21 protein-coding genes and 1 pseudogene are annotated in these 19,994 nt (G+C 67.3%); 7 read left to right on the forward strand and 15 right to left on the reverse strand.

The annotated features are described in order from the left end of the window. Window positions 1-35: 35 nt before the first annotated feature. The 6 genes from ACWF4Z_RS31285 to ACWF4Z_RS31310 all read right to left on the reverse strand — a co-directional run bounded on the left by ACWF4Z_RS31285 (window position 36) and on the right by ACWF4Z_RS31310 (window position 7,252). Window positions 36-872: a hypothetical protein gene (locus tag ACWF4Z_RS31285; RefSeq protein ID WP_452246769.1), complete on the reverse strand. Its 837-nt coding sequence runs from the start codon at window positions 870-872 to the stop codon at window positions 36-38. A 260-nt stretch (window positions 873-1,132) separates the two neighbouring features. Next, entirely contained in the window at window positions 1,133-4,246 is a 3,114-nt protein-coding gene (locus tag ACWF4Z_RS31290; RefSeq protein ID WP_452246770.1) for an ATP-binding protein, read from the reverse strand. Beyond that, window positions 4,243-4,866: a hypothetical protein gene (locus ACWF4Z_RS31295; RefSeq protein WP_452246771.1), complete on the reverse strand. Its 624-nt coding sequence runs from the start codon at window positions 4,864-4,866 to the stop codon at window positions 4,243-4,245. Before ACWF4Z_RS31295 ends, ACWF4Z_RS31290 begins: the two co-directional genes overlap by 4 nt. Window positions 4,867-4,900: 34 nt before the next feature. Continuing rightward, window positions 4,901-5,980, reverse strand: a complete 1,080-nt coding sequence (locus ACWF4Z_RS31300; protein ID WP_452246772.1) for a hypothetical protein — start codon at window positions 5,978-5,980, stop codon at window positions 4,901-4,903. Next, a complete protein-coding gene (locus tag ACWF4Z_RS31305; RefSeq protein WP_452246773.1) occupies window positions 5,977-6,483 on the reverse strand; it encodes a DUF4365 domain-containing protein in 507 nt (168 codons plus the stop codon). Before ACWF4Z_RS31305 ends, ACWF4Z_RS31300 begins: the two co-directional genes overlap by 4 nt. Window positions 6,484-6,589: 106 nt before the next feature. Continuing rightward, window positions 6,590-7,252 (reverse strand): GNAT family N-acetyltransferase, encoded by a 663-nt coding sequence (locus tag ACWF4Z_RS31310; protein ID WP_452246774.1) that lies wholly within the window; start codon window positions 7,250-7,252, stop codon window positions 6,590-6,592. A gap of 13 nt (window positions 7,253-7,265) precedes the next feature. Here ACWF4Z_RS31310 and ACWF4Z_RS31315 point away from each other — a divergent pair, with 13 nt between their 5' ends. Further along, window positions 7,266-8,192: a hydroxymethylglutaryl-CoA lyase gene (locus tag ACWF4Z_RS31315; protein ID WP_452246775.1), complete on the forward strand. Its 927-nt coding sequence runs from the start codon at window positions 7,266-7,268 to the stop codon at window positions 8,190-8,192. Between the two features lie 171 nt (window positions 8,193-8,363). Here the strand turns inward: ACWF4Z_RS31315 and ACWF4Z_RS31320 are convergent, their stop codons facing one another. Continuing rightward, window positions 8,364-9,044: a hypothetical protein gene (locus ACWF4Z_RS31320; RefSeq protein WP_452246776.1), complete on the reverse strand. Its 681-nt coding sequence runs from the start codon at window positions 9,042-9,044 to the stop codon at window positions 8,364-8,366. A 322-nt stretch (window positions 9,045-9,366) separates the two neighbouring features. Here ACWF4Z_RS31320 and ACWF4Z_RS31325 point away from each other — a divergent pair. Next, window positions 9,367-10,317, forward strand: a pseudogene (locus ACWF4Z_RS31325) (serine hydrolase domain-containing protein). A 22-nt stretch (window positions 10,318-10,339) separates the two neighbouring features. Here the strand turns inward: ACWF4Z_RS31325 and ACWF4Z_RS31330 are convergent. Together ACWF4Z_RS31330 and ACWF4Z_RS31335 are read right to left on the reverse strand one after the other, a co-directional pair. Continuing rightward, window positions 10,340-11,176, reverse strand: coding sequence for an SDR family NAD(P)-dependent oxidoreductase (locus ACWF4Z_RS31330; protein WP_452246777.1), 837 nt, complete (start codon window positions 11,174-11,176; stop codon window positions 10,340-10,342). Next, window positions 11,173-11,364: a hypothetical protein gene (locus ACWF4Z_RS31335; protein WP_452246778.1), complete on the reverse strand. Its 192-nt coding sequence runs from the start codon at window positions 11,362-11,364 to the stop codon at window positions 11,173-11,175. The genes ACWF4Z_RS31330 and ACWF4Z_RS31335 overlap by 4 nt, the downstream gene beginning before the upstream one ends. A gap of 145 nt (window positions 11,365-11,509) precedes the next feature. Here ACWF4Z_RS31335 and ACWF4Z_RS31340 point away from each other — a divergent pair, with 145 nt between their 5' ends. Then, window positions 11,510-12,052, forward strand: a complete 543-nt coding sequence (locus tag ACWF4Z_RS31340) for a PadR family transcriptional regulator (RefSeq protein ID WP_452246779.1) — start codon at window positions 11,510-11,512, stop codon at window positions 12,050-12,052. A gap of 40 nt (window positions 12,053-12,092) precedes the next feature. Here ACWF4Z_RS31340 and ACWF4Z_RS31345 read toward each other — a convergent pair whose 3' ends face one another. Further along, entirely contained in the window at window positions 12,093-12,566 is a 474-nt protein-coding gene (locus ACWF4Z_RS31345) for a nitroreductase/quinone reductase family protein (protein ID WP_452246780.1), read from the reverse strand. A 116-nt stretch (window positions 12,567-12,682) separates the two neighbouring features. Between ACWF4Z_RS31345 and ACWF4Z_RS31350 the strand changes: the two genes are divergently transcribed. Further along, the gene (locus ACWF4Z_RS31350; RefSeq protein WP_452246781.1) at window positions 12,683-13,414 is read left to right on the forward strand and encodes a TetR/AcrR family transcriptional regulator; all 732 of its coding nucleotides are present in this window, start codon (window positions 12,683-12,685) and stop codon (window positions 13,412-13,414) included. Here the strand turns inward: ACWF4Z_RS31350 and aat are convergent. Beyond that, window positions 13,407-14,072 (reverse strand): leucyl/phenylalanyl-tRNA--protein transferase, encoded by a 666-nt coding sequence (gene aat / locus ACWF4Z_RS31355; RefSeq protein WP_452246782.1) that lies wholly within the window; start codon window positions 14,070-14,072, stop codon window positions 13,407-13,409. The two genes, ACWF4Z_RS31350 and aat, sit on opposite strands and share 8 nt — an antisense overlap. Before the next feature lie 213 nt (window positions 14,073-14,285). On the opposite strand from aat, the gene ACWF4Z_RS31360 reads away from it, so the two are divergent. Beyond that, window positions 14,286-14,981, forward strand: a complete 696-nt coding sequence (locus ACWF4Z_RS31360; protein WP_452246783.1) for an EcsC family protein — start codon at window positions 14,286-14,288, stop codon at window positions 14,979-14,981. 38 nt (window positions 14,982-15,019) lie between these two features. After that, window positions 15,020-15,406, forward strand: coding sequence for a VOC family protein (locus ACWF4Z_RS31365; protein ID WP_452246784.1), 387 nt, complete (start codon window positions 15,020-15,022; stop codon window positions 15,404-15,406). On the opposite strand, the gene ACWF4Z_RS31370 is transcribed toward ACWF4Z_RS31365, so the two are convergent. After that, window positions 15,349-16,224: a helix-turn-helix transcriptional regulator gene (locus ACWF4Z_RS31370; protein WP_452246785.1), complete on the reverse strand. Its 876-nt coding sequence runs from the start codon at window positions 16,222-16,224 to the stop codon at window positions 15,349-15,351. The two genes, ACWF4Z_RS31365 and ACWF4Z_RS31370, sit on opposite strands and share 58 nt — an antisense overlap. Before the next feature lie 63 nt (window positions 16,225-16,287). Between ACWF4Z_RS31370 and ACWF4Z_RS31375 the strand changes: the two genes are divergently transcribed. Then, window positions 16,288-17,367, forward strand: coding sequence for an adenosine deaminase (locus ACWF4Z_RS31375; protein ID WP_452246786.1), 1,080 nt, complete (start codon window positions 16,288-16,290; stop codon window positions 17,365-17,367). Here the strand turns inward: ACWF4Z_RS31375 and ACWF4Z_RS31380 are convergent. The 3 genes from ACWF4Z_RS31380 to ACWF4Z_RS31390 form a co-directional block, all read right to left on the reverse strand. Further along, a complete protein-coding gene (locus ACWF4Z_RS31380) occupies window positions 17,359-18,153 on the reverse strand; it encodes an ABC transporter permease (protein ID WP_452246787.1) in 795 nt (264 codons plus the stop codon). The genes ACWF4Z_RS31375 and ACWF4Z_RS31380 overlap by 9 nt on opposite strands. Then, complete coding sequence (locus tag ACWF4Z_RS31385; RefSeq protein ID WP_452246788.1) at window positions 18,153-19,142, reverse strand: ATP-binding cassette domain-containing protein; 990 nt, start codon at window positions 19,140-19,142, stop codon at window positions 18,153-18,155. The genes ACWF4Z_RS31380 and ACWF4Z_RS31385 overlap by 1 nt, the downstream gene beginning before the upstream one ends. A 141-nt stretch (window positions 19,143-19,283) precedes the next feature. Continuing rightward, window positions 19,284-19,979: a PadR family transcriptional regulator gene (locus tag ACWF4Z_RS31390; RefSeq protein ID WP_452246789.1), complete on the reverse strand. Its 696-nt coding sequence runs from the start codon at window positions 19,977-19,979 to the stop codon at window positions 19,284-19,286. Between the last annotated feature and the right edge of the window lie 15 nt (window positions 19,980-19,994).

Consider the following 19,994-nt stretch of genomic DNA (forward strand, 5'->3'; position numbering starts at 1 on the left):
ACGGATTTGACAGCCAACTTGAGCCGGTCCGCACATCAGACACCACTCCAAGCCACGAAGTCGCTGAGGTCACGGTGCTGGGTGTACGGGTCGCCGACCGCCCCACCCGGCGTCGGTGATTGCACTCGCCAGTCGTCGCCGTACCAGACCAGCGTGAGCGTGAGGCTCATGTACTCCGTCTGCACCGGAGTCGCGAGCATGATGGTGGCCCGGTCGTGCCCGGCGTCGAGGATCCGGAAGCCCGCCAGCTGGACCGTCTCGGAATCCGCGGTCGGTGGCTCCGCGCGCAACACCCGAATCAGCGAATCGGTGTTGGGACCGGGAAGCATCAGCTTCTGCGCGGTCGCGACCGTCTGCCGCTGGTCGGCCAGCGCAGCCACCGCGTTGTAGGCGGCGAACAGTGCACCGGTCGGTGAATGCGCGAAACACCGCCGGAACCCGTCGGCATCGGTCTTCGCCGGGCCAAAAGCGGTTGATCTCGGTACGACGACGCGCCGGCTGACCTCCCATCCGTCCACGGCCGGTGCCTTGGCCGGAACCGTCTGATCCCCGTCCGCCGGACCACAACCGGCCCCACCCTTCGATCCAGCCTGTGATCCAGCAGGCGAGCCGGTCGTAGCCCCGGCCACTGGCTCAGCGGGGTTGGAAGCGCCGCTCGGCTGAGCCATCCCCGAGCCCGGCGACGCCGCCGAGCCCTGCGACGCCCCCGGATCCACCCGCGCCGAGGACGACGTCGTACCCCCGGAGGCGTCGGAATCACCCGATCCGCCGACGAGGAGCAGGATGCCGCAAACCAGCACGGCTCCCACGACGATGCAGGCCGCGACGAATCCCGGCCCGAAGGGTGACTTGGTGTCGTCGTTCTCGCTCATCCCGCTCCCCGCTCTGTCGGCTGAAAACCTCACGACCCAAGCGTGGCAAAAATCGGCGAACCGCCGCGGAAGTTATCCACAGGCCTCCCGAGCGGGTCCGGAGTGACGAGATTTCCCCAAGGTTGTCCACAGCTGTGAATTAGGTGCTGTCAGCAACAATCCTTGCGCTGTTCACCTGGCGGACACCCTCGCGGCGCGGTGCTGGAAAGGTGCGGTGCTGCAAAGGGTGCAGTGGTGGAGCGATGCGGTGATGGAACGGTTCAGGCGCGCTTCCGGGCGCGTTCGACCACCTCGTCCGGCGTGAGTGGGCTGGGTGGGTGGTAGCTGAGGCACATCGGCGCCTTGACGCGCTCGAACCGGAGACCTTCGCCGGCAGCGTAGAAATCGCCGGTCCGCAGCCGGGCGATGTCGTCGACCCGCCCGCCCTTCGCCTTCGCCAGCTCCGTAGCGGCGTTGATCTGCGCTCCCGCGTTGAGCAGGCCGAAGAACTGCGTGGTCGCGTTACCAGGGATCCAGTTGTGCAGTCCCTTCGGAGCCTGTGTCGCAAAGACAAGACCGAGGCCGTATTTCCGGGCCTGAGCGGCGAGCGCGAGGGTGCTCGCCGTACAGGCGGTTGCCGCTCCCGCAGGCGCGTACGTCTGCGCTTCGTCCATCACGAGCAGACCGCCGAGTGGCCGGTCGCCGGCCGGGTTTCGCTTGATCCACGCGAACAGGGCCATCTGGAGCTGATTGACGAAGCTCTGCCGCTGATCCTCGCTGGGCATACCGACGAAGTTGATCACCGAGACGCGGGCACGGTAGCTGTCGGCCGGAGTCAGCAGTACGCCGGGATCGAGCGCCTCACCGTGTCCGCCGAAGAGCGGGTCGACCACCATCTCGGCGTGGAGTGCATCCGCGATGTCGCCCGCGACCTTCGGGCCGTTGCGCAGTCTGCTCACGCCCGGCGGCAGGTCGGCGAGCAGTTCGATGAAGCCCGTGAGATCCGTGCCACCCGCGCGGGCGTAGTCCTCCAGCGCCTCCCGCAGGACGGCTTGCCCGGTCTTGGCCTTCCGCCCGGTCAGCTGCGCCCGCGGGAGCAGACCCGCGACGGCGGCATCGAGCGCATCATTGAACTCGTCGGCATCATCCAGAACGTCGGCAAAGTCGGGCAGCGGCCGGAAGGCCAGCGGTCGTCCCTTGGCTCGTCTCGGCGTCCAGACGACGACCTCCGTTCCTTCCAGGTACGCGCGGGATTTCGCCGCGTCATCGGGTCCCCAGCCGTCCGGCGGCTGCGGCCAGGCGTCGCCGAGCCTGGCGAGGTCGTTGTTCGGATCGAGCACGATCGAGGAGACACCGTGCAACGCGCACTCCTCGATCAGCCGCCGGAGCAGCACCGTCTTCCCGGACCCCGAACCGGCGAACGCGACCGCATGCTTGCGCAAAGCCTTCAGCGGTACGGCGAACGTCCGGTCCCCACCAGCAGTCCGCCCGATCGGCACCATCGGCTCACCCGCCGCCTCAGCCTCAGCCGGACGTGTCACCCGCTGCTCCGCCCGTACGTCGACCTTCGGCTCGTCAGCTTCAGCCAGATCGGCGAAGACGCGTCGGAAGAGCTCGGACGAGCCGGCCGGTCGCCGAGCGATCAACCACTGCAGGAACCCAGGATCAGGATGCGTCCGCAACGCATCCAGCGCCGCGAACGTCTTCAGATCCTCGACCGTGATCGGAACCGACAGCCCACCCGCGGCGGCGAACTCGTTCACCTCGTCGCGCGTCTTCGGCCCACTCGACCAGGGCGTGTTCCGCAGAATCACCAGCCGTCGCTTGCTCACCCCAGGCTCCAGCCCGGCCTCGGTACGCGCGGCCCGCAACCGTGTCAGCGCAGCCCGAGCGTTCTCGCTCCCGATGGCCCGGAAACACCAGTGCATCTCGTCGTCGGTCTGCTCGTCGAGCGTCCGCCGCAACCGAGCGTGCAGCGCGGGCTTCCGACCCCGCGGAGGGTCGAGCTCAAAGTCCTGACCGTCCTCACCGAGCTCGGCGATGTACGAACTCAGCGCCGCGGCCAGCAGGACCGGCACCCGCTGATCCTCGGTCTGGTGATCGAGCGCCGCATCGATATCCGCAGCCTCCCGCAACTCCGCGAACCTGGTATCCAGTCGACCCATTCCGGTCGGCGCCGCATGCTTACCAGGCCGAACCGGCTCCGGCTCCGGTTCCGCGTTCAGATCGGCGAGCTCGACCAGTCGATCGGTCTCGAGACACCGGCGGATGTGACTGTCCACCCGCTGCAACAACCGCCGCGGCGTGAAACTCCTGGCGCCGTTGTTCTCGAAGGCGGCCGGAAGGATCGGCCAGGTCGCGTACGGCGGAACGAAGTGGGCCGTCGCGTACAGACTCGCCAGCCGCCGGGCAACCAGGTCGATCGCGATCTGCGCATCCGGGAGTTGACTCTGCATCGGGACGACCCGGAAGCGATCGGACGCCGGACTGGTCGCCACAGTCGTGATCAGCGTCCACGTCGCCGGGATACAGGCGACCACGGTCAGCGTGCGCTGAGTCTGCTCCCGGAGTTCCATCAACCCGTCGGCGAGCTCATTGACCAGCTTCACAGTTGCCGCCTGCGCCGAAGACTCATCCGTACGTCCGGTCGAGACCTGCGCCATCACACTGTCGATCTGGTCCACTGCGAGCACGGTCGGACCAGTGAGCGCCAGCAACCGGGACAGGTCACCCAGAATCTGTTGGGGCAGCCGGCGCCCACGCCGGAATCCCCAGGTGTCTCGGTCCTTCTCCTCGACATCGCCGTCCAGCTCGAAGTAGCTGTAGCCGACGTCCTGCGCGGCCAGATCCGGACTGCGGTACAGGACGAGTGCCCGCGCGGTGTTCTGGCAGTCCGTCCCAACGCGCGCGTCGATGCGCTTGAGCCCGGCGATGAACGCGTCGAGGTCCACCCGGGTGGCGGCACGCTCACCGCGAAGGGTGGCCTGAAGGTCCGGGTCGAGACCCGCCTGTTCTCCCAGCCGATGCAGCAGGATCGTCAGTTGGTCGCCCAACCCGGGATGGAATCCCTCGAGAATGCCGCGGACCGCGCTCGGCCAGAACGAGGTGCCGTTGACGAGTTTGATCAGGAAGAAGTACCCCTCGGTCTCCTGAACCCGCTGCCGAACCCACCCGAGCAGATGCGTCTTACCGACACCCTTCTCCCCTTCGAGCGCGATTCCGATCGGGCTTCCGCTCGTACTGCGGCGTGCGGCCGCGACCGAGGCAAGCACGGTCTGGACCACCGTGGCGTGCAGTCCGGCGACGTGGTGTTCGGCAGGGCTCCAGATCGCGTCCGGTGTCACCGCCCAGTTGAACTGGGCTGCGGCGAGAGCCGCCCGTTCGTCGTTCTTCACGGGTTCTCGATCTTCAGCAGGTGTCGGCTGCTGCCGCCGAACCGAACCGCCGCGTCATGGTCGGCCGGGCGCAGAGCCTGCTGATTCGCTTCGGCCTGGACGTGCACCCCGGGCTGCCAGGAGAGCTGTTCGAGTGCGCGGTCGAGGTCCTCGCGTGGCACGTCGGGCAGCTCCGCCCGCAGCGCGGCGAGCCCCACCCACGGCAGACCCGACGCCGCACTGAGTTTCGAGTACGCCGTTCGGACCTGAGACTCGACGTCCGACGCGGGCTCGGTGGCGGGGAACAGGTCGGCCAACCGTTGTCCGGTCCGTTGCAGGTATCGGTGCAGACCGCCGAGGATTGCGTACAGCGCACCGCCGACCGAGCCGGCCCGGTCCGGGCGCTCCGCGGAGAGCTCGGTCTCGCACCACACGGCGCCGTCGTCGGTGAGTTCGTGGACGAAGGAGCGGCCGACCTTCTCGCTGGTCACGAGCTTGAGGTCGTTCAGTTTGTGCCGGTTCGCGCCGTCGAGGGTGAGCCCGGTGACCTCGCGAAGTTCCGGGTTGGTGAGTGGTCGTCCCTGGGCCAGCAGCGCGAACAGGACGGATCGCTCCTTGAGGGTCAGCGATTGAGCGGGCACGGGGTCCTCCGGTCGGATGAGCTGGTACGTCGGTTCATTGCGGGTCGTGCTCGTTGACAACGCGGACGCCGCCGGGCTCGGCGAGTATCCGGACGTTCTTCACGCTCTCGGTCCACACCCCACGGACCTCGATCCGGCGATGGCTGCGATGCGCGGCAAGGGCGATCTCGTACGCCGCTTGATCGGCCAGCCGGACCCAGATCACCCGGCGAGCCGGTGCGCGGTCCGCGATCACCAACCGGCCGCGCACCTTGACGCGGTGCCGGTCGTCGCCGGTCTCACTGTCGTGCAAGGCCTCGACCACGCCGGTGATCGTTGCGGGCCCCTCCGGCGGCGCGGCTGCTCCCGACGACTCGCGCCGGCGTCGCGACAGGTCCTGGATGAGCTGTCCCGCCCCGGCCGGAAACGACACGACCTGATCGGGGAGATCGGACGGAACCCCACGACCCCAACGGAACGCGAGCTGGAACGGCCGCCCTAGCTCCTCGCCCGCCAGCGTGCTCAACGCCGCGCAGAACTCCGGCCCGACGGCCGGATCCAGGTCCGGCTCGACCAAGGCTCGTCGTACGTCGTTGGTCGCTTGGAACATCCGGATCAGGACCTGGCGTCCGACCGGGATGCGATCGGGTCGGGGTTCGAGTGGGATGAGGAAGGCCCAGGTGATTTCTCGCGCGGTGACGTTGCCGAGGTGGATGCCGCCGAGCAGGTCCGCCACGGCGTTCGCCGTACCGGGCTCGAGTCCCGGTGCGGCCAGCACGTCGGCGGCCGCCGTACGCAGCATGTCGTGGACGCCCTGGAGCGCGCCCAGGCCCGAGGGTAGCGGTACGAATCCGTCCGGGCCTGTCTGCGCGGGTGCTTGGTAGACGGCCGAATCGACCAGTGGATAGGCGATGTCGCGGGCGATCTCGCGGGTCGGGCGGCTTTCGATGTGTTCGAGGGCGACGAGGAGTTCGCGCAGACGGGCGGCGCCGTCGCCCATTCCGTCGTGCGGTGGGACGAGGACTTCGTCGGTACCGTTCGACCAGATCGCGGCGCCGTGCCAGGTTCGTTCGGTGCGGGACCAGCCGGCATCCGCCAGATAGTCGTTGACCTCGCCGACGCCGATCTCGGTCATGGCTGCGTGCTCTCCACGCCGACCAGTTGCCGCAGTGTTGTGACGGTCAGCACGTTGGCCGTCGGCACGGTGACCCGGACGTGCTTCTTGCTGCTCGGCTCCGCGATGAGCTGCTGATCCCGTAGCGATACGTAGTAGCCGACATCCCGCAGCAGGAGGCCGCCGGTGTTGAGAGCGGCGTACTCGGCTGCGTTCTTCGGCACGATCACGAGGAACAGGTACCGAGGCGCGGTGAAGTTGGAGCCGGCGAGTTGGTTGAACTGGGTCTGGCTCAGGCCGTCGAAGTCGAAGGCGGCCGCGCGGCGTTGCGGGCGCGAGGTCGTCTTGACCTGCACCTCGATCATCGGCGACCAGCCGTAGCGGGACAGGCCCGGCAGCTTGATCCCGAGGTCGACGCCGTCCTGGTCGACATCGTCCTTGAAGACCAGCAAACCCGCCGCGGACGCGAGGACCCGAACGTAGTCCTCACCGAACTTGCCTTGGTGCACGAGCGCATCAAGCATCCGACCCCCGGAACGCAACCTCTCCCCCGCGATCCACTGTCGCCATCGACCCTAGGGGCCGCACGACCAACTTGTCAGCCGATCGGCGTTTCGCCTTCTACAACAGTCATTTGATCAACAGGGCTTCAGATCCGACGGGTGCGTAGCCCGCGGCGAGGAAGGCCCGGAGGGAGGCCGCGTTGCCTGGCGTTATCTGTGCCCAGATGTGGGTTTCTGGAGGGATGAGAGCTCGGGCGGCCATTGCCAGTCGGCGGCCGTGTCCTTGGCCCTTGGAGTGATCAGGGACCTCGATCGCGACCTCCAGGCGACCGGCGAGGCCTCGGCCGATGACGACGAATCCGCTGCTGGGATCCTGGTCGGCGCCGTACACATGGACGTCGTCGCGGTACTGGAGCGCTCGGGCGACGCGGTGGTGGTGGGCGAGGTCGGTGAGCTCGGTCAGGCCCGCGGTCTCGGCAGTGCGGTCGGCCGAGTTGGTGAGGGCGGGCGCGAGCAGCATGGCGTCGAGGGAGCTGACGCGGCGATCGGTTGCCTGTTCGAGCGCCGTGAGGAACGGCGGGTTCGTCGGGGCGGCGAGGTCATCCGGTGGGAGGTGTTCGGCGACCCATGCGGCGTCGACGTCCGCGGCGATCACGATGTGGCCGGTGAACGCGATCACGGCCGACTCGCGGTTGGACGGTGGTGGTACGACGGTGATGGCGAGATCCGCGGGTGGGAACACGCCGCGTTCGACGGCGTGCAGAATGTCGGCGAGACTCTGCACAGGCATGGAGGTGAGACTAATGCGGAAGCCGCAGCTGGTCCGGGCCGAAGGGCTGCCGGATCGCGTGACGATCTACGAGGTCGGGCCGCGGGACGGTCTGCAGAACGAGTCCGCGATCGTCGATGTCGCGGTCAAGGCCGAGTTCATCCGGCGTCTGGTGGATGCCGGGCTCACCACCATCGAGACCACGAGCTTCGTGCATCCGAAATGGGTCCCGCAGCTCGCGGACGCCGCCGAGTTGCTCGAACAGCTCGACCTCCCCGAGGGCGTGCGGGCGCCGGTCCTGGTTCCGAACGAGCGCGGTCTCGACCGTGCCCTCGCTGCCGGCGTTCGCGAGATCGCGATCTTCGCCAGCGCGACCGAGACCTTTGCGGCCAAGAACCTGAACTCCACGCTCGACGACCAGTTCGCGATGTTCACCCCGACGATCCAGCGCGCGCTGGCCGAAGGGTTGAGCGTCCGCGGGTACGTGTCGATGTGTTACGGCGACCCGTGGGAGGGCGACGTACCGATCGATCAGGTCGTGAAGGTCGGCGCGCGCCTGGTCGACCTCGGCTGCCACGAGCTGTCCCTGGGCGACACGATCGGCGTCGCGACACCAGGCCAGGTCACCGCGCTGATCGATTCCTTCACCGGCGCCGGCGTCGACGTCGACAAGCTCGCCGTCCACTTCCACGACACCTACGGCCAAGCCCTGGCCAACACCCTCACCGCCCTCCGCGCAGGCATCACCACCGTCGACTCCTCCGCCGGCGGCCTCGGCGGCTGCCCCTACGCCGAATCCGCCACCGGCAACCTCGCCACCGAAGACCTCCTCTGGCAACTGGACGGCCTAGGCATCCAAACAGGCGTCAACCTGGAAAAACTGGTAACCACCAGCACCTGGATGGCCACCCACCTAGCCAAACCCTCCCCCAGCCGAGTAGTCCAAGCCCTAGCCGGCTAACTACCTACAACTCGGTGGAATCTTGTGGCCGATCGCTCGACCAACCAATCCGCACCAAGGCAAGCGAACGGCACACACGACTCCGGGTTGGCCACCCTGCTGCTGCATGGCCCAAGTCTCAAGAACCGGACCTGTCGAGCGATTTCTCTGCGACCCACGGTCAAGTGTGCATCAGTTGTAGAGCCAGTACAGATTGGTTCGGTCAGTGGAGCCGGCATAGCTGTAAGTGTGCGCGTAATAGTTGTTCATGATCGAGGCGTTGTCCGACGCTGGTCCGTTGTACTGCGACAGGCCTAATACCACGCCAGTAGCCTGCGAGACACGGTTCGCCCGGTACTGGACTGTGGCCTTGCAGCTGGAGTAGGAGTTGTTCATCTGCACGTTGATGTTGCCTGCCCACAATCTTGGTGCACCATCGTAGGCATCGCCGGAGACTTTGAAGCAGGCTCCGTCGGCGGCGTTATAAACGGAGTATCGGATGACCCGCCAATCAGGCCACTGACTTGCAACGCAGTTGCTTCCAGGCGGGGCATAAACCAGCACTGGATTGACAGATCCGGACTCGAACCCGTTTCCGGCGGCCTCGATTGGCCACGTGGTTCCGATATTGTTGTCCTGACAGAGCTGCTTGCTGTCGAACTTGAAGCCGTTGTAGTAGGCGTCGACCTTGTTCGCGGAAGCGACAACTCCATCGATGCGCGTGGTGATCCCGCCAGAAATACTGCCGGAAATCTCAACTCGATGGGTGGGCCTAGCTGGCTCGGCCGTCGCGCCGTTGGCGGTCGCGAGTGGCAACGCGGCCGTGCACACTAACGCCGCACCTGCGAAAGCAGCGATGACATGATTCCTCATTCTATTGCCTTCCGTCGGTTTCCGGGAGAGCTTCGCCTGAGCGTCGAGAATAGGAGGCGCCGAGTACCGCGCCTCGATTATCTGATGATCTTCGAGTGCAGTGAGGAAATCAACGGAGGGTGACGAATCTGCAGCTTGTTGCAAAACCGTCCTAGGCTACCTGCGGTTCTCCAGGCATGAGCGAGGACAGCCAGCCGGGTGCAGCGCAGCTCTGAACCGTATCGAGCAAGCCCTGATGGACCGTCTCCAGGACACTTTGCTGGAGTTCGGTTCTCGTTCATCGGCCGCCAAGTCACCCTCGATGTAGTCCGGCAGTGTCCTGATCACCTACCGCGGTCGGGCCGTGCCGTCCCGCTCGTACGGCCTGGCCGACAAGGCGCGGTCGTTGCCCAACAGACCCACCACGTTGTTCGGCCTGGCCTCGATCGGCAAGGTGTTCACCGCCGTTGCGGTCGCGCGGCTGGCACAGCGCGCCAAGCTGCAGTACTTCGACACCATCGGCCGACACCTGGACGGGTTTTCGGCCGAGGTCGCCGACCAGGTGACGATCCACCAGATGCTGACCCACACCTCGGGCCTGGGCGACTACTTCAGCGACCCCGGGTACTTCGAGGCTGCCCGCACGTGGACCAGCGTGCAGCAGGTGATGGACGGCACCGGCGAGTTCGTCCGGAAGGAGACACTGACCTTCCCGCCGAGTTAAAGCAACTTGGCGTACCACGTGCTCGCGGAGATCGTGGCGCGGGTGTCCGGGCAGGAGTACCACGACTACGTCCGCGAACACATCTTCCGCGCCGCCGGGATGGGCAGCGCCGACTTCTACACCACGCCGCAGTGGCGCACGAACCCCTCCATCGCCCATAACTACTATCGTCCGGAGGGGTCGGCGGACAGGGTCGAGTCCATCGACCAACAGGGCTTCCTGCCCGGCGCGTTCGCGAGCTGCGCCCAGCTGGAGCGCTTCGCCCGCGCGCTGTCGGAGGAGAAGCTGCTGAACCCCGCGTACACCCGGCTGACGCTCAGCCCGAAGCTGCCCACGGAACCGCCGCCCGGCTCGGGGCTGACGATGTTCACCGGCTACGGCCCGGGCGCCAGCCTCGCCGGCGACCGATGGTCGAATGGACACAACGGTGACAGCAGCATCGGCGGCGTGGCCGAGCTGACGCTCTACCCCGAGCACGGGTATGTGACAGCAATCATGTCCAACTACGAGATGGACAGCATCCGCGGGATCCCGAGCCTGGCTCGGAAGCTGATCATCGAGCCGGGCTGACAAACGGGCCGGTCAGCTTTGATCAGGTGAACGGTCCGACCGGGAAGGGGCCCCGCAGCTTCTCGGTGGCTGACCAGAGTCGGGCCGCGAGCGCTTCGTCGTACGAGGTGGACGAAGAGCGAACCGGGGTGAAGCGGTTGTAGTACCGGCCGGGTGTGAAGTCGGGGCCGACGGCGAGTTGGACCACCGGCTCAGCACCGCGCCGGGTGGACAGGGAGAGTGCGTGCATGGCGGCGACCTGCAGTCTCGGGAACTCTCGGCCGAGGTCGGTGCGGACCATCCCGGGATGCAGCGCCGCGACGGCGAGGGCGGGATAGCGGCGCTGGAGTTCGTAGCTGAACAGCAGGTTGGCGAGCTTCGTCCTGCTGTAGGTGAGGAACGTGTCGAAGTCCCGTTCATTGTCCAAAGCGTCCGGGTCGAGTCGGACGACGCCGCCGCCCATCATCGGCGCCCGATGGCCTTCGGAGTTCACGTTCACCACCCGGCTGCCGGCGTGCAGGAGAGGGAACAGCAACGCGGTCATCGACCACGGCGCGAGGTGATGGACGGCGAGGTTCAGCTCGAGTCCTTCGGCGGTCGTCCGCCGGGTCCGGGTCATCACTCCGGCGTTGTTCACCAAGGTGTCGACCTTGTCGGTGACCGCCGCGAGCTGCTTGACCGCCCGCTCGATCCCTTCGAGCACGGACACGTCCGCGACGATCACGGTCGCGCTCTTGAGCTCGCGACCGAGCGAGGCCGCTTTCGCCGGATCACGGCCGATCAGCACCAGCCGGTGACCAGCTGCCGCGAGCCGGTGGGCCGCGCGGCGGCCGAGGCCTGACGTAGCGCCGACCAGGACCACGGTCTTCGGGGTGCTCACCGCGGGGCGTCCACGGTGATGCCGCGCAGTTCGAACCCCGCGACCACGACGCTGTCCCGGGCACCGCGCACTCCGGCGTACGCAGTGAATCCTCGCAGGGCCAGGGCCAGGGCACGGGTGGTGGCCCTGCCGGTCCCCCCGTTCGCCCCGGTGATCAGTACTGCGCCCTGCTGCTGACTGTCGGACATCGTCGACTCCTGGTTGCTTGAATCCTGACACTACCCTAGGGACATGTCCCATGGGACATATTACGAGAATGCAGGTGTCCGGAGGGACATGTCAAGATGTTCGGCAGAACCCGCCGCGACGGTGGGACCAACGGGAGGCTGGGAGATGTCGCTGCGGCATGGTCTGCTCGGCCTGCTCGCCGAAGGCCCGGCCAGCGGCTACGACCTGGCCCGCCGGTTCAGTGAGCTGCTCGGGACGGTCTGGCCGGCCCAGCATCCGAAGATCTACGCGGAACTGAACAAGCTGGCCGACGAGGGCCTGATCGAGGTCGAGAGCGAGGGGCCGCGCCGGCGGAAGGCCTACCGGATCAACGAGGCGGGCCTGGCCGAGGTGAAGCACTGGCTGTCGCAGGTCGAGGTCGACCACACGATGCGGTTGCAGCCGATCCTGCGTTCATTGTTCTTCTGGCTGATGGACGCCGACGACCTGCAGCGCCATCTCGCGGCCGAAGCCGAGTTCTACAACGGCATCGCCGCGCAGTACCGGCAGTACGCCGAGGCCAAGGACCGCGGCGAGTTCGGCAACAGCCCGCAGACGCAGGCGCTGCGAGTCGCGATCGAGGCCGGGATCAAGCTCTACGCCGCCCTCGGCGAGTGGGCCGAGTGGGCCCAGACCGTTCCCCCCGCCAGCAAGCCGGACGAGACCTAGCCGGCCAGTCGGTCGAGCCTACCGGAGCCTGATCCCGACGTCAGGCTGTGTGGATTTTGAAGATGGGGACGCCGGGGGCTATGCGGTGGAGGGTTTCGTCGGGGGAGTTCTTGGTGACGTCGCCGCTGAAGAAGGTGCCTACTTCCCAGGCCCACTTCTTCAGGTAGAGGCGGAGGACGGGGAGTTTGTCGGCGTCGGGGAGTTCTTCGGCGCGGAAGGTTTCTACGGTTCGGCCGATGCGGAGTTGGCCTTCCTGGGTGGCGCGGAGGTTCTTGACCCATTGGGTGTGGCCGCGAGGGGCGGTCAGGTAGCGCTGGCCGTCCAGGACGAGCAGGTTGACGGGGTTGCTGCGCCACTCGCCGCTCTTGCGGCCGCGGACCGACAGGACCCGGCTGCCCATCAGGCTGATGCCGAGGTTGGTGAGGCCGGCCACGATCCCGTTCATCGCGCGCATGCTGCCCTCGCCGCCCGTGAACACCCGCTTGCTGTCGTAGGTCTGCTTGTACTCCGGCATCGTCGTACTCCTTGAAGTCTGTTTAGAGAGCGGTGCTCTCTGTTGTGATCAGTGAACATCAGAGCTCTGCTCACTGTCAAGAGCACTGCTCTCGGTTTTGTGGCACACTGGCAGTCATGAACGCCGGACGTACCGCACGCGACCGAGCCAGGGCCGAGCTGACCGACGAGATCAAGGCAGCCGCCCGGCGGCAGCTTGCGACGGAAGGACCGGCCGGGCTGTCGCTGCGCGCCGTGTCCCGCGAGCTCGGGATGGTGTCGTCCGCGCTGTACCGGTACTTCCCGAGCCGCGACGACCTGCTGACCGCCCTGATCATCGACGCGTACGACGCTCTAGGTGCGGCGGCCGAGTCAGCCGCGGTGAAGTCGGGTGCCGCGTTCGCGGTTGGTGGGGGCGAGGTGCCGGACGACTGGGACCCGTTGCGGACCTGGATGGCTGTGTTCGCCGCCGTTCGCGATTGGGCGCGGGCGAATCAGCAGGAGTACGCGCTCATCTACGGATCGCCCGTGACGGGCTATCAAGCTCCGCAGACGACGATTCAGCCGGCGATCCGAGTGCCGCTGGTGATCCTCGCGCTGCTGCAGCAGGCCCAGCAGGTAGGGCGATTGACCCAACCCGAGGACGCGCCCGAGCCGGACGGCGTACTGGCCGAGCAGGTGAAGGTGCTGGCCGCGCTGGCGCCGCTCGTACCACCGCCGATCCTGCTGCGGATGATGATCGTGTGGACGCAGCTGTTCGGGATGATCAGCTTCGAGCTGTTCGGTCAGCTGGTCGGGTCGATGGATCCCGCGGACGAGTTCTTCGCGGCGGCCGCCCGGCAGATGGCCGCGTTCGTGGGTGTCAGCTGAACGCCGCAGGCAGCGGCAGCTGCACAGCCTTCGTGACCCGCTGAATATAGGTCTCGCGCGGAATCGCGATCGCGCCAAGAGTGGCGAGGTGATCGGTGACCCACTGGATGTCGAGGACGCGACCCTCGGCGTACTCGTCGTCCAGCAGTTCGATCAGCCCGGCCACAGCAGCCTTCGACCCATCCGTCCGGTGGTGGAACATCGACTCACCGGCGAAGAGCCCGCCGATCGCGACGCCGTACAGCCCGCCCGCGAGCTCGTCACCGTCCCATGCCTCGACCGAATGCACCCAACCCATCCGGTGCAGTTCCGTGTACGACGCGATGATCCCGGCGTCGATCCACGACCCGGGCCGGCGCGGGTCGGCACACGCGCGGATGACCTGATCGAACGCCGTGTTCACCCGGATCTCGAACTTCCCCCGCGCCCGCCGCATCGTCCGCGTCGGCCGATACCCGGCCACCTCGATCACGCCGCGATCGACCGGCGACCACCACAGCACCGAGCCCCGGTGATCGGGCATCGGGAACAGGCCCCGCCGGTACGCCGCCAGCACGGTCCCGGGAGCCAGATCCGCACCACCCGCGACCACGTCGCTCGCGCCGGCGACCCCGACCGGCGGAAACTCCCACACAGAAGCAGCTGGCTCGACAGGCACACCCCCATCCTGGACCACAGCTGTCCTGGACCAGAGCAGCAGGGCAGCGCGGGACGAGCGAGGCGGTGTGAGCGCAGGAGGAGGAGAGCAGCCGGGTGGTGTGAAAGCTCCAGGGAACACCCGGGGTTTCTCCCGAGTGGCGGGGGCACCGGAGCCACGTAGAGTTGAAGCACGCCCGGGCTCAACGCGTGGGGACGGGCGGGAAGGAGCACCGTGGCCGGAGTAGCCAGGTTTGTCGCCAGCAGTCTCGCGCCCGCCGCGCAGCGGTTCGCGCCGCAGGCGGCCGGAGGCGTGCTGCGTCAGATTCTCGAGATCGCGATCGACGGATACCAGCGGTTCCCCGGCGCGGAGCGGATCGCGGACAACAAGCTGGCCAAGGCCGGTGGCGATCCGGAGCTCGCCATCGACGCCGTGATCGACCAGCACATCCGCCTGGCCGGGGTGCAAGGCTTCGTGACCAGCATCGGCGGCCTGATCACGCTCCCGGTCGCCCTGCCCGCCAACCTGACCGGTATCGCCGTGGTCCAGGCCCGGATGGTCGCGTCGATCGCGCACCTGCGCGGGTTCGACCTCGACGATCCGCGCGTCCGGACCGCCGTGATCACGTGCCTGCTCGGCGAGGACGGTGTGACCGATCGGCTGAAGAAGTCCAGCCTGGTGACGTCGCCGCTGGCGATCGCGACGGCGCCGGTCTTCGACCCGGAGCTCGATCGGCAGATCTCCGGTGAGGTGGTCGCCGAGCTGATCGCCCGGATCAGCGGCAAGCGGATGGCGCTCACGGTCACCCGTCGCGTGCCCCTCCTCGGTGGCGCGGTCGCCGCGACCGTTGACGGCTGGTCGACGTACCGGGTCGGTCAGTTCGCCGACCAGAGCCTGATCCGCCGAGTCCGCCGCCCGATCGAGCCCTGACGTCCGTACGGCGACAACCGGCAGGGAGGCCGTGTCACGTGGCAGCGCCGTTCTGGGGGCCGATGCTCGACTGCCCTGACCCGTTGGAGCTGGCCGAGTTCTATCAGCGGGTCGCGGGTGGGGAGCTGGCCGTCGTCCACGAGACGTTCGTGGAGCTGCGGTTCGATGCGTTCAGCCTCGGTTTCCAGCGCGATCTGAACTATCGGGAGCCGACGTGGCCGGATCCGCGCGTACCGCAGCAGTGTCACCTGGACTTCATGGCCGCTGACCTGGATGCCGAGCAGGCGCGCGTGATCGAGGCCGGCGCCACACCGACCGCCGTACAGCCTGACCCGAGAGCCTTTCGGGTCTTCCTGGATCCGGCCGGTCACCCGTTCTGCTTGACCACCTGGCGTACGCCGACCGGGCCGTCCGAATCGCGCTGAGCCAGTCGGGTCAGCGGCAGTCGGTTGCGCGTCTCCTCGTCCGCCGGTGTCTCGATGAACAGGATCAGGTCCGGGTGCGCGGGCAGCGCGAACTCGGTGACCGTGAAGCGCAGTTCGCCGGCGATGGGATGGACCACGTGCCGCGGTCGCGGTGAGCAGGCGGCGACCTCGTGTTGCGCCCACAGCCGGGCGAACTCGGGACTCACCCCCCGCAGCCGCTCCAGGTCGGTCTCCCAATCGGGGTCGCCGACGTGTTCGCCGTACGCCGATCGCAGGCGGCCGACCAGATACGGGACCTCGGTGTCGTAGTTCAGCAACTGCTGCCGGGCGGTCGGCTCCGTGATCACGCACCAGAGCAGATTCCTGTGGATGCACGACACCGCATGCCAGTTGTGGAAGAGATCGCCGTACGCCGCATTGCTCCGGATGATGTCGAACCGGGTGTTCGTGATCAACGCCGGCAAGGGGTCGAGTGCGTCGAGGATCTCGCCGAAGACGATCTCGCTCGCACACTCGGTCGACCCCGGTGGACGCGACGGCGTCGCCTCGGCCAGGCGGTAGAGGTGCTCACGCTCGATCGAGGTGAGCCGCAGCGTCGCGGCAACCGCATCGAGAACCTGCACGCTCGCCTTGATCGGTCGGCCTTGCTCGAGCCAGGTGTACCAAGTCACGCCGACCCCGGCGAGCTGAGCCAGCTCCTCGCGGCGCAGTCCCGGCGTACGACGTCGTCCGCCGGCGGGCAGGCCGACCTCGGCAGGCGACACCCGCGCCCGCCGCGCCTTCAAAAACTCCCCGAGCTCACCCCGGTGTGTACTCACCCACCCATGCTGACTGACCGCGCCGACAGTTTCGAGCCGTTTCACGGTGCGATCATGGCTTGCATGATCACTCCCGAGCAGCTTTCCGCGGCGCCGAAGGTTCTGTTGCACGACCACCTCGATGGTGGGTTGCGGCCGGAGACGGTGGTGGAGCTCGCGCGGGAGATCGGGCATGTGTTGCCGCGGACGGACGCGCGTGAATTGGGTGAATGGTTCGTCGAGTCGGCGGACTCGGGGTCGCTGGAGCGGTATCTGGAGACGTTCGACCACACGGTCGCGGTGATGCAGAACGCCGCCGCGATCAAGCGGGTGGCGAGCGAGTGCGTGCAGGATCTGGCCGCGGACGGGGTCGTGTACGCCGAGATCCGGTACGCGCCGGAGCAGCACCTGACGGCCGGTCTGACCCTCGAGCAGGTGGTGGACGCGGTGCGGGAGGGCTTCGAGGAGGGGATGGCGCTCGCGGAGCGGCCGATCGTCGCGCGGCAGTTGCTCACCGCGATGCGGCACCAGGCGCGGTCGATGGAGATCGCGCAACTCTCGGTCGCCTATCGGGACGCGGGTGTGGTCGGGTTCGACATCGCCGGCGCGGAGGCGGGATACCCGCCGACCCGGCATCTGGACGCGTTCGAGTACCTGCAGCGCGAGAACGCGCACTTCACCATCCACGCCGGCGAGGCGTTCGGGCTCCCGTCGATCTGGCAGGCGATCCAGTGGTGCGGCGCCGACCGGCTCGGCCACGGCGTACGCATCATCGACGACATCACGTACGACGAAGCCGGTGAGAAGGCCGAGCTCGGGCGGCTCGCGGCGTACGTCCGGGACCGCCGGATCCCCCTGGAGATGTGCCCGAGCTCCAACCTCCAAACCGGCGCCGCCGCCTCGATCGCCGACCACCCGATCGGCCTCCTCACCAAACTTCGCTTCCGCGTCACCGTCAACACCGACAACCGCCTGATGAGCGGTACGTCGATGAGCCGCGAACTAGCCCTCCTCGCCGAGGCCTTCGGCTACGACCTCACCGACCTCCGCTGGTTCGCCATCAACGCCATGAAGTCCGCCTTCCTCCCCTTCGACGAACGCCTCGCCTTGATCGACGGCGTGATCAAGCCCTGGTACGCGAACGCACTAGCGGGCTCAGACTGAGCGCTGGTACGTGCGGAAGGCCCGGGTGGAGAGCCAGCCGACTATCAGCGTGAACGCCAGCAAGTAGGCGCTGTGGCGGAGGACCGAGGGCCAGTCGGGGTTGGCGGCGAGGGCTTGGCGGGCGGCGATGGCGGCCCAGTCGACCGGGTTGAAGCGGGCGGCGACGTTCACCCAGTGGGGTGCCACCTTCGGGTCGATCATGATCGACGACATGAACGTGAGCGGCAGCGAGACGAACTGCGAGATGCCGATCAGTGCCGTCTGTTCCCGGGTCAGCAGCGCGACCGCGTTCGACAGCGAACCGAACGCGACCCCGACCAGCATCGCCACCCCGATCGTCACGAGGTAACCGGCCACGCCACCCTGATACCGCGCGCCCGCGGCGAACCCGATCGCGAAGACCAGGATCGTCTGGATCACCGTGTTCGTGGCGTTGCTGACCAACTGCCCCGCCATCAACCCGCCGCGGCTGACCGGCGACGCCAGCATCCGGTCCATCACCCCACGCTCCATGTCGGCGATGAACGTCGTACCGTTCCAGCCGCTCGTCATCAGCGCCGTCATCATCACGATCCCCGGCGTCAGGAACGCGATGTACGACGAGTTGCTGAACCCCGGCAGGTTCACAATCCCCTTGAACAGCTGGCCGAACAGCAGCAACCAGATCGCCGGCTGGATCAACGTGAACGCGATCAGTGCAGGCTGTCGGTACGACGCCCGCAGCCATCGACCCGTGATAAAGCGCGTGTGGGCAACAAACCCACCGGGCACAGTCGCGATACTCATCACGCCGCCTCCTTCTCCTGCGAAGCAACCTTGAACGACCGACCCGTGTACCGCAGATACACATCGTCGAGCGACGGCCGTGAAACAGTCACCGCCGACACCGGAATCGCCTTGTCCTCAAGGGCTCCCAGTACAGCGGGAACCGCGGTCGCACCGTGGTCGACCCGCGCCCGCAGGATGTTGCCCTCGACAACGATCTCACCGACCCCCGGCAAGTGACCCAGCAACCGTCGGATCCCTCCGTCGGTGTCCGGCGAGACCAGCTCGACCTGCACGGAGTCACCACGCAGCTCAGCTTTCAAGGATTCCGGGGTGCCCTCGGCAACGATCTTGCCGTGGTCGACGATGGCCAACTGATCAGCCAGCCGATCGGCCTCTTCCAGGTAGTGCGTGGTGAGCAACACCGTCAGGCCTTCGTCTCCTGACAGCCGGCCGACCTCGTTCCACAGGTCGGCCCGTGCCTCCGGATCGAGACCGGTGGTCGGCTCGTCGAGGAACAGCACCGACGGCCGATGCACCAGACCGAGTGCGACGTCGAGCTTGCGCTGCATCCCACCGGAGTAGGTCTTGACGGCCCGCCCACCGGCCTCGGTGAGGTCGAAGCGCGCGAGCAGTTCGGCCGCTCGCTCAGCCGCCTGCTGCCGGGACAGGCCGTAGATCCGCCCGCTCAGGACGAGGTTCTCGATCCCGGTGGCCATCGGATCGGAACTCGACTTCTGCGGGACGTACCCGATCGACCGCCGGACCAGGTCCTGCTCGCGGGCAACGTCGTACCCGGCGACTCTCGCCGTACCGGAATCGGCCCGGGACAGCGTGGTGAGGATCTTGACGGTGGTGGACTTGCCGGCGCCGTTCGGCCCGAGCAGGCCGAGTACGACGCCTGCCGGCACACTGAAGCTCAATCCGTCGAGCGCGCGGAGTGGTGGTTTCTTGCGACCGGCCGGATAGGTCTTGACCAGATCGATCGCTTCCAGGGCATGCGTGGACATCAGACTCCCTTTGCTGTGATGGGGAGTCGGTCCGACCTGGCTATCCTGATGAGTGCGCCTTGGGTGCCAGGTCTTCGGACCGACTCGAGGAACCGCGGCCCTTGACCCTGGTGTTGCCGCACCGTGGGTCGAGGGCCGTACTTATCGGGCTTCCGGTGGGACCGCCTTCATCCAGGCGAACTCCGTACCGAAATACTTGACCGGGTCCTTGAGCTGCTCGCTCGGCGTGATGCCCTCCGCCTCGAAGAGCTTCCACGCCTTGCGCCAGAACGCGGACCCACCGAGGGAGTCCGCGCGGATCTCCTCGGTCAGTTGATGGACGTACGCCGACTCCGCCTGCAGCAACGCGAGCCGGAACTCCGACTCCACCCAGAAGATCCTGGGGAACTCCATCGACGCCATGTGCTCGTGCATCGCGCTGATCTGCTCGATCTCCGCGTCGACAGCCTTCGCCCGCTGCTCCAGCAGCTCGACCGTCCGGTCGGGCGACAGGCCGGCGAGGTAGGAAAGACCGGCCTCCAGCGGGTGGAACTCGCGCGACGGCGTCCCGACCAGCTCGGTCAGCCAGTCGGTGAACTCGGCCTTGCCGGCCTCGGTGATCCGATAGATCGTCCGCTCGGGGCGGTTGCCCTCGCGGACGGTCTCCATCGCCTCGATGAAGCCGTTCTTCTCCAGTGCGGCGACGACCGAGTAGAGCGAGCCGTAGTTGACCTTGATGCTCCCGTCCTTGCCGCGGGACCGGAGCATCGTGGAGATCTCGTACGGGTGCATCGACCGCTCGCTCAAGCAGCCGAGCACGGCGAACGCCAGCGGATTCGCGACCTTCCGCTTGGCCATGGCGATCCTCCTCGA

Source organism: Kribbella sp. NPDC055071 (assembly GCF_053608045.1).

Bases quoted from the DNA above. Each gene is read 5' to 3' on its own strand.
- ACWF4Z_RS31315 (WP_452246775.1), top strand. From the start codon at position 7,266: ATGCGGAAGCCGCAGCTGGTCCGGGCCGAAGGGCTGCCGGATCGCGTG.
- ACWF4Z_RS31380 (WP_452246787.1), bottom strand. From the start codon at position 18,153: ATGAGTATCGCGACTGTGCCCGGTGGGTTTGTTGCCCACACGCGCTTT.
- ACWF4Z_RS31305 (WP_452246773.1), bottom strand. From the start codon at position 6,483: ATGCTTGATGCGCTCGTGCACCAAGGCAAGTTCGGTGAGGACTACGTT.
- ACWF4Z_RS31350 (WP_452246781.1), top strand. From the start codon at position 12,683: ATGAACGCCGGACGTACCGCACGCGACCGAGCCAGGGCCGAGCTGACC.
- ACWF4Z_RS31385 (WP_452246788.1), bottom strand. From the start codon at position 19,142: ATGTCCACGCATGCCCTGGAAGCGATCGATCTGGTCAAGACCTATCCG.
- ACWF4Z_RS31390 (WP_452246789.1), bottom strand. From the start codon at position 19,979: ATGGCCAAGCGGAAGGTCGCGAATCCGCTGGCGTTCGCCGTGCTCGGC.
- ACWF4Z_RS31285 (WP_452246769.1), bottom strand. From the start codon at position 872: ATGAGCGAGAACGACGACACCAAGTCACCCTTCGGGCCGGGATTCGTC.
- ACWF4Z_RS31320 (WP_452246776.1), bottom strand. From the start codon at position 9,044: ATGAGGAATCATGTCATCGCTGCTTTCGCAGGTGCGGCGTTAGTGTGC.
- ACWF4Z_RS31375 (WP_452246786.1), top strand. From the start codon at position 16,288: ATGATCACTCCCGAGCAGCTTTCCGCGGCGCCGAAGGTTCTGTTGCAC.
- ACWF4Z_RS31340 (WP_452246779.1), top strand. From the start codon at position 11,510: ATGTCGCTGCGGCATGGTCTGCTCGGCCTGCTCGCCGAAGGCCCGGCC.
- ACWF4Z_RS31335 (WP_452246778.1), bottom strand. From the start codon at position 11,364: ATGTCCGACAGTCAGCAGCAGGGCGCAGTACTGATCACCGGGGCGAAC.
- ACWF4Z_RS31345 (WP_452246780.1), bottom strand. From the start codon at position 12,566: ATGCCGGAGTACAAGCAGACCTACGACAGCAAGCGGGTGTTCACGGGC.
- ACWF4Z_RS31300 (WP_452246772.1), bottom strand. From the start codon at position 5,980: ATGACCGAGATCGGCGTCGGCGAGGTCAACGACTATCTGGCGGATGCC.
- ACWF4Z_RS31310 (WP_452246774.1), bottom strand. From the start codon at position 7,252: ATGCCTGTGCAGAGTCTCGCCGACATTCTGCACGCCGTCGAACGCGGC.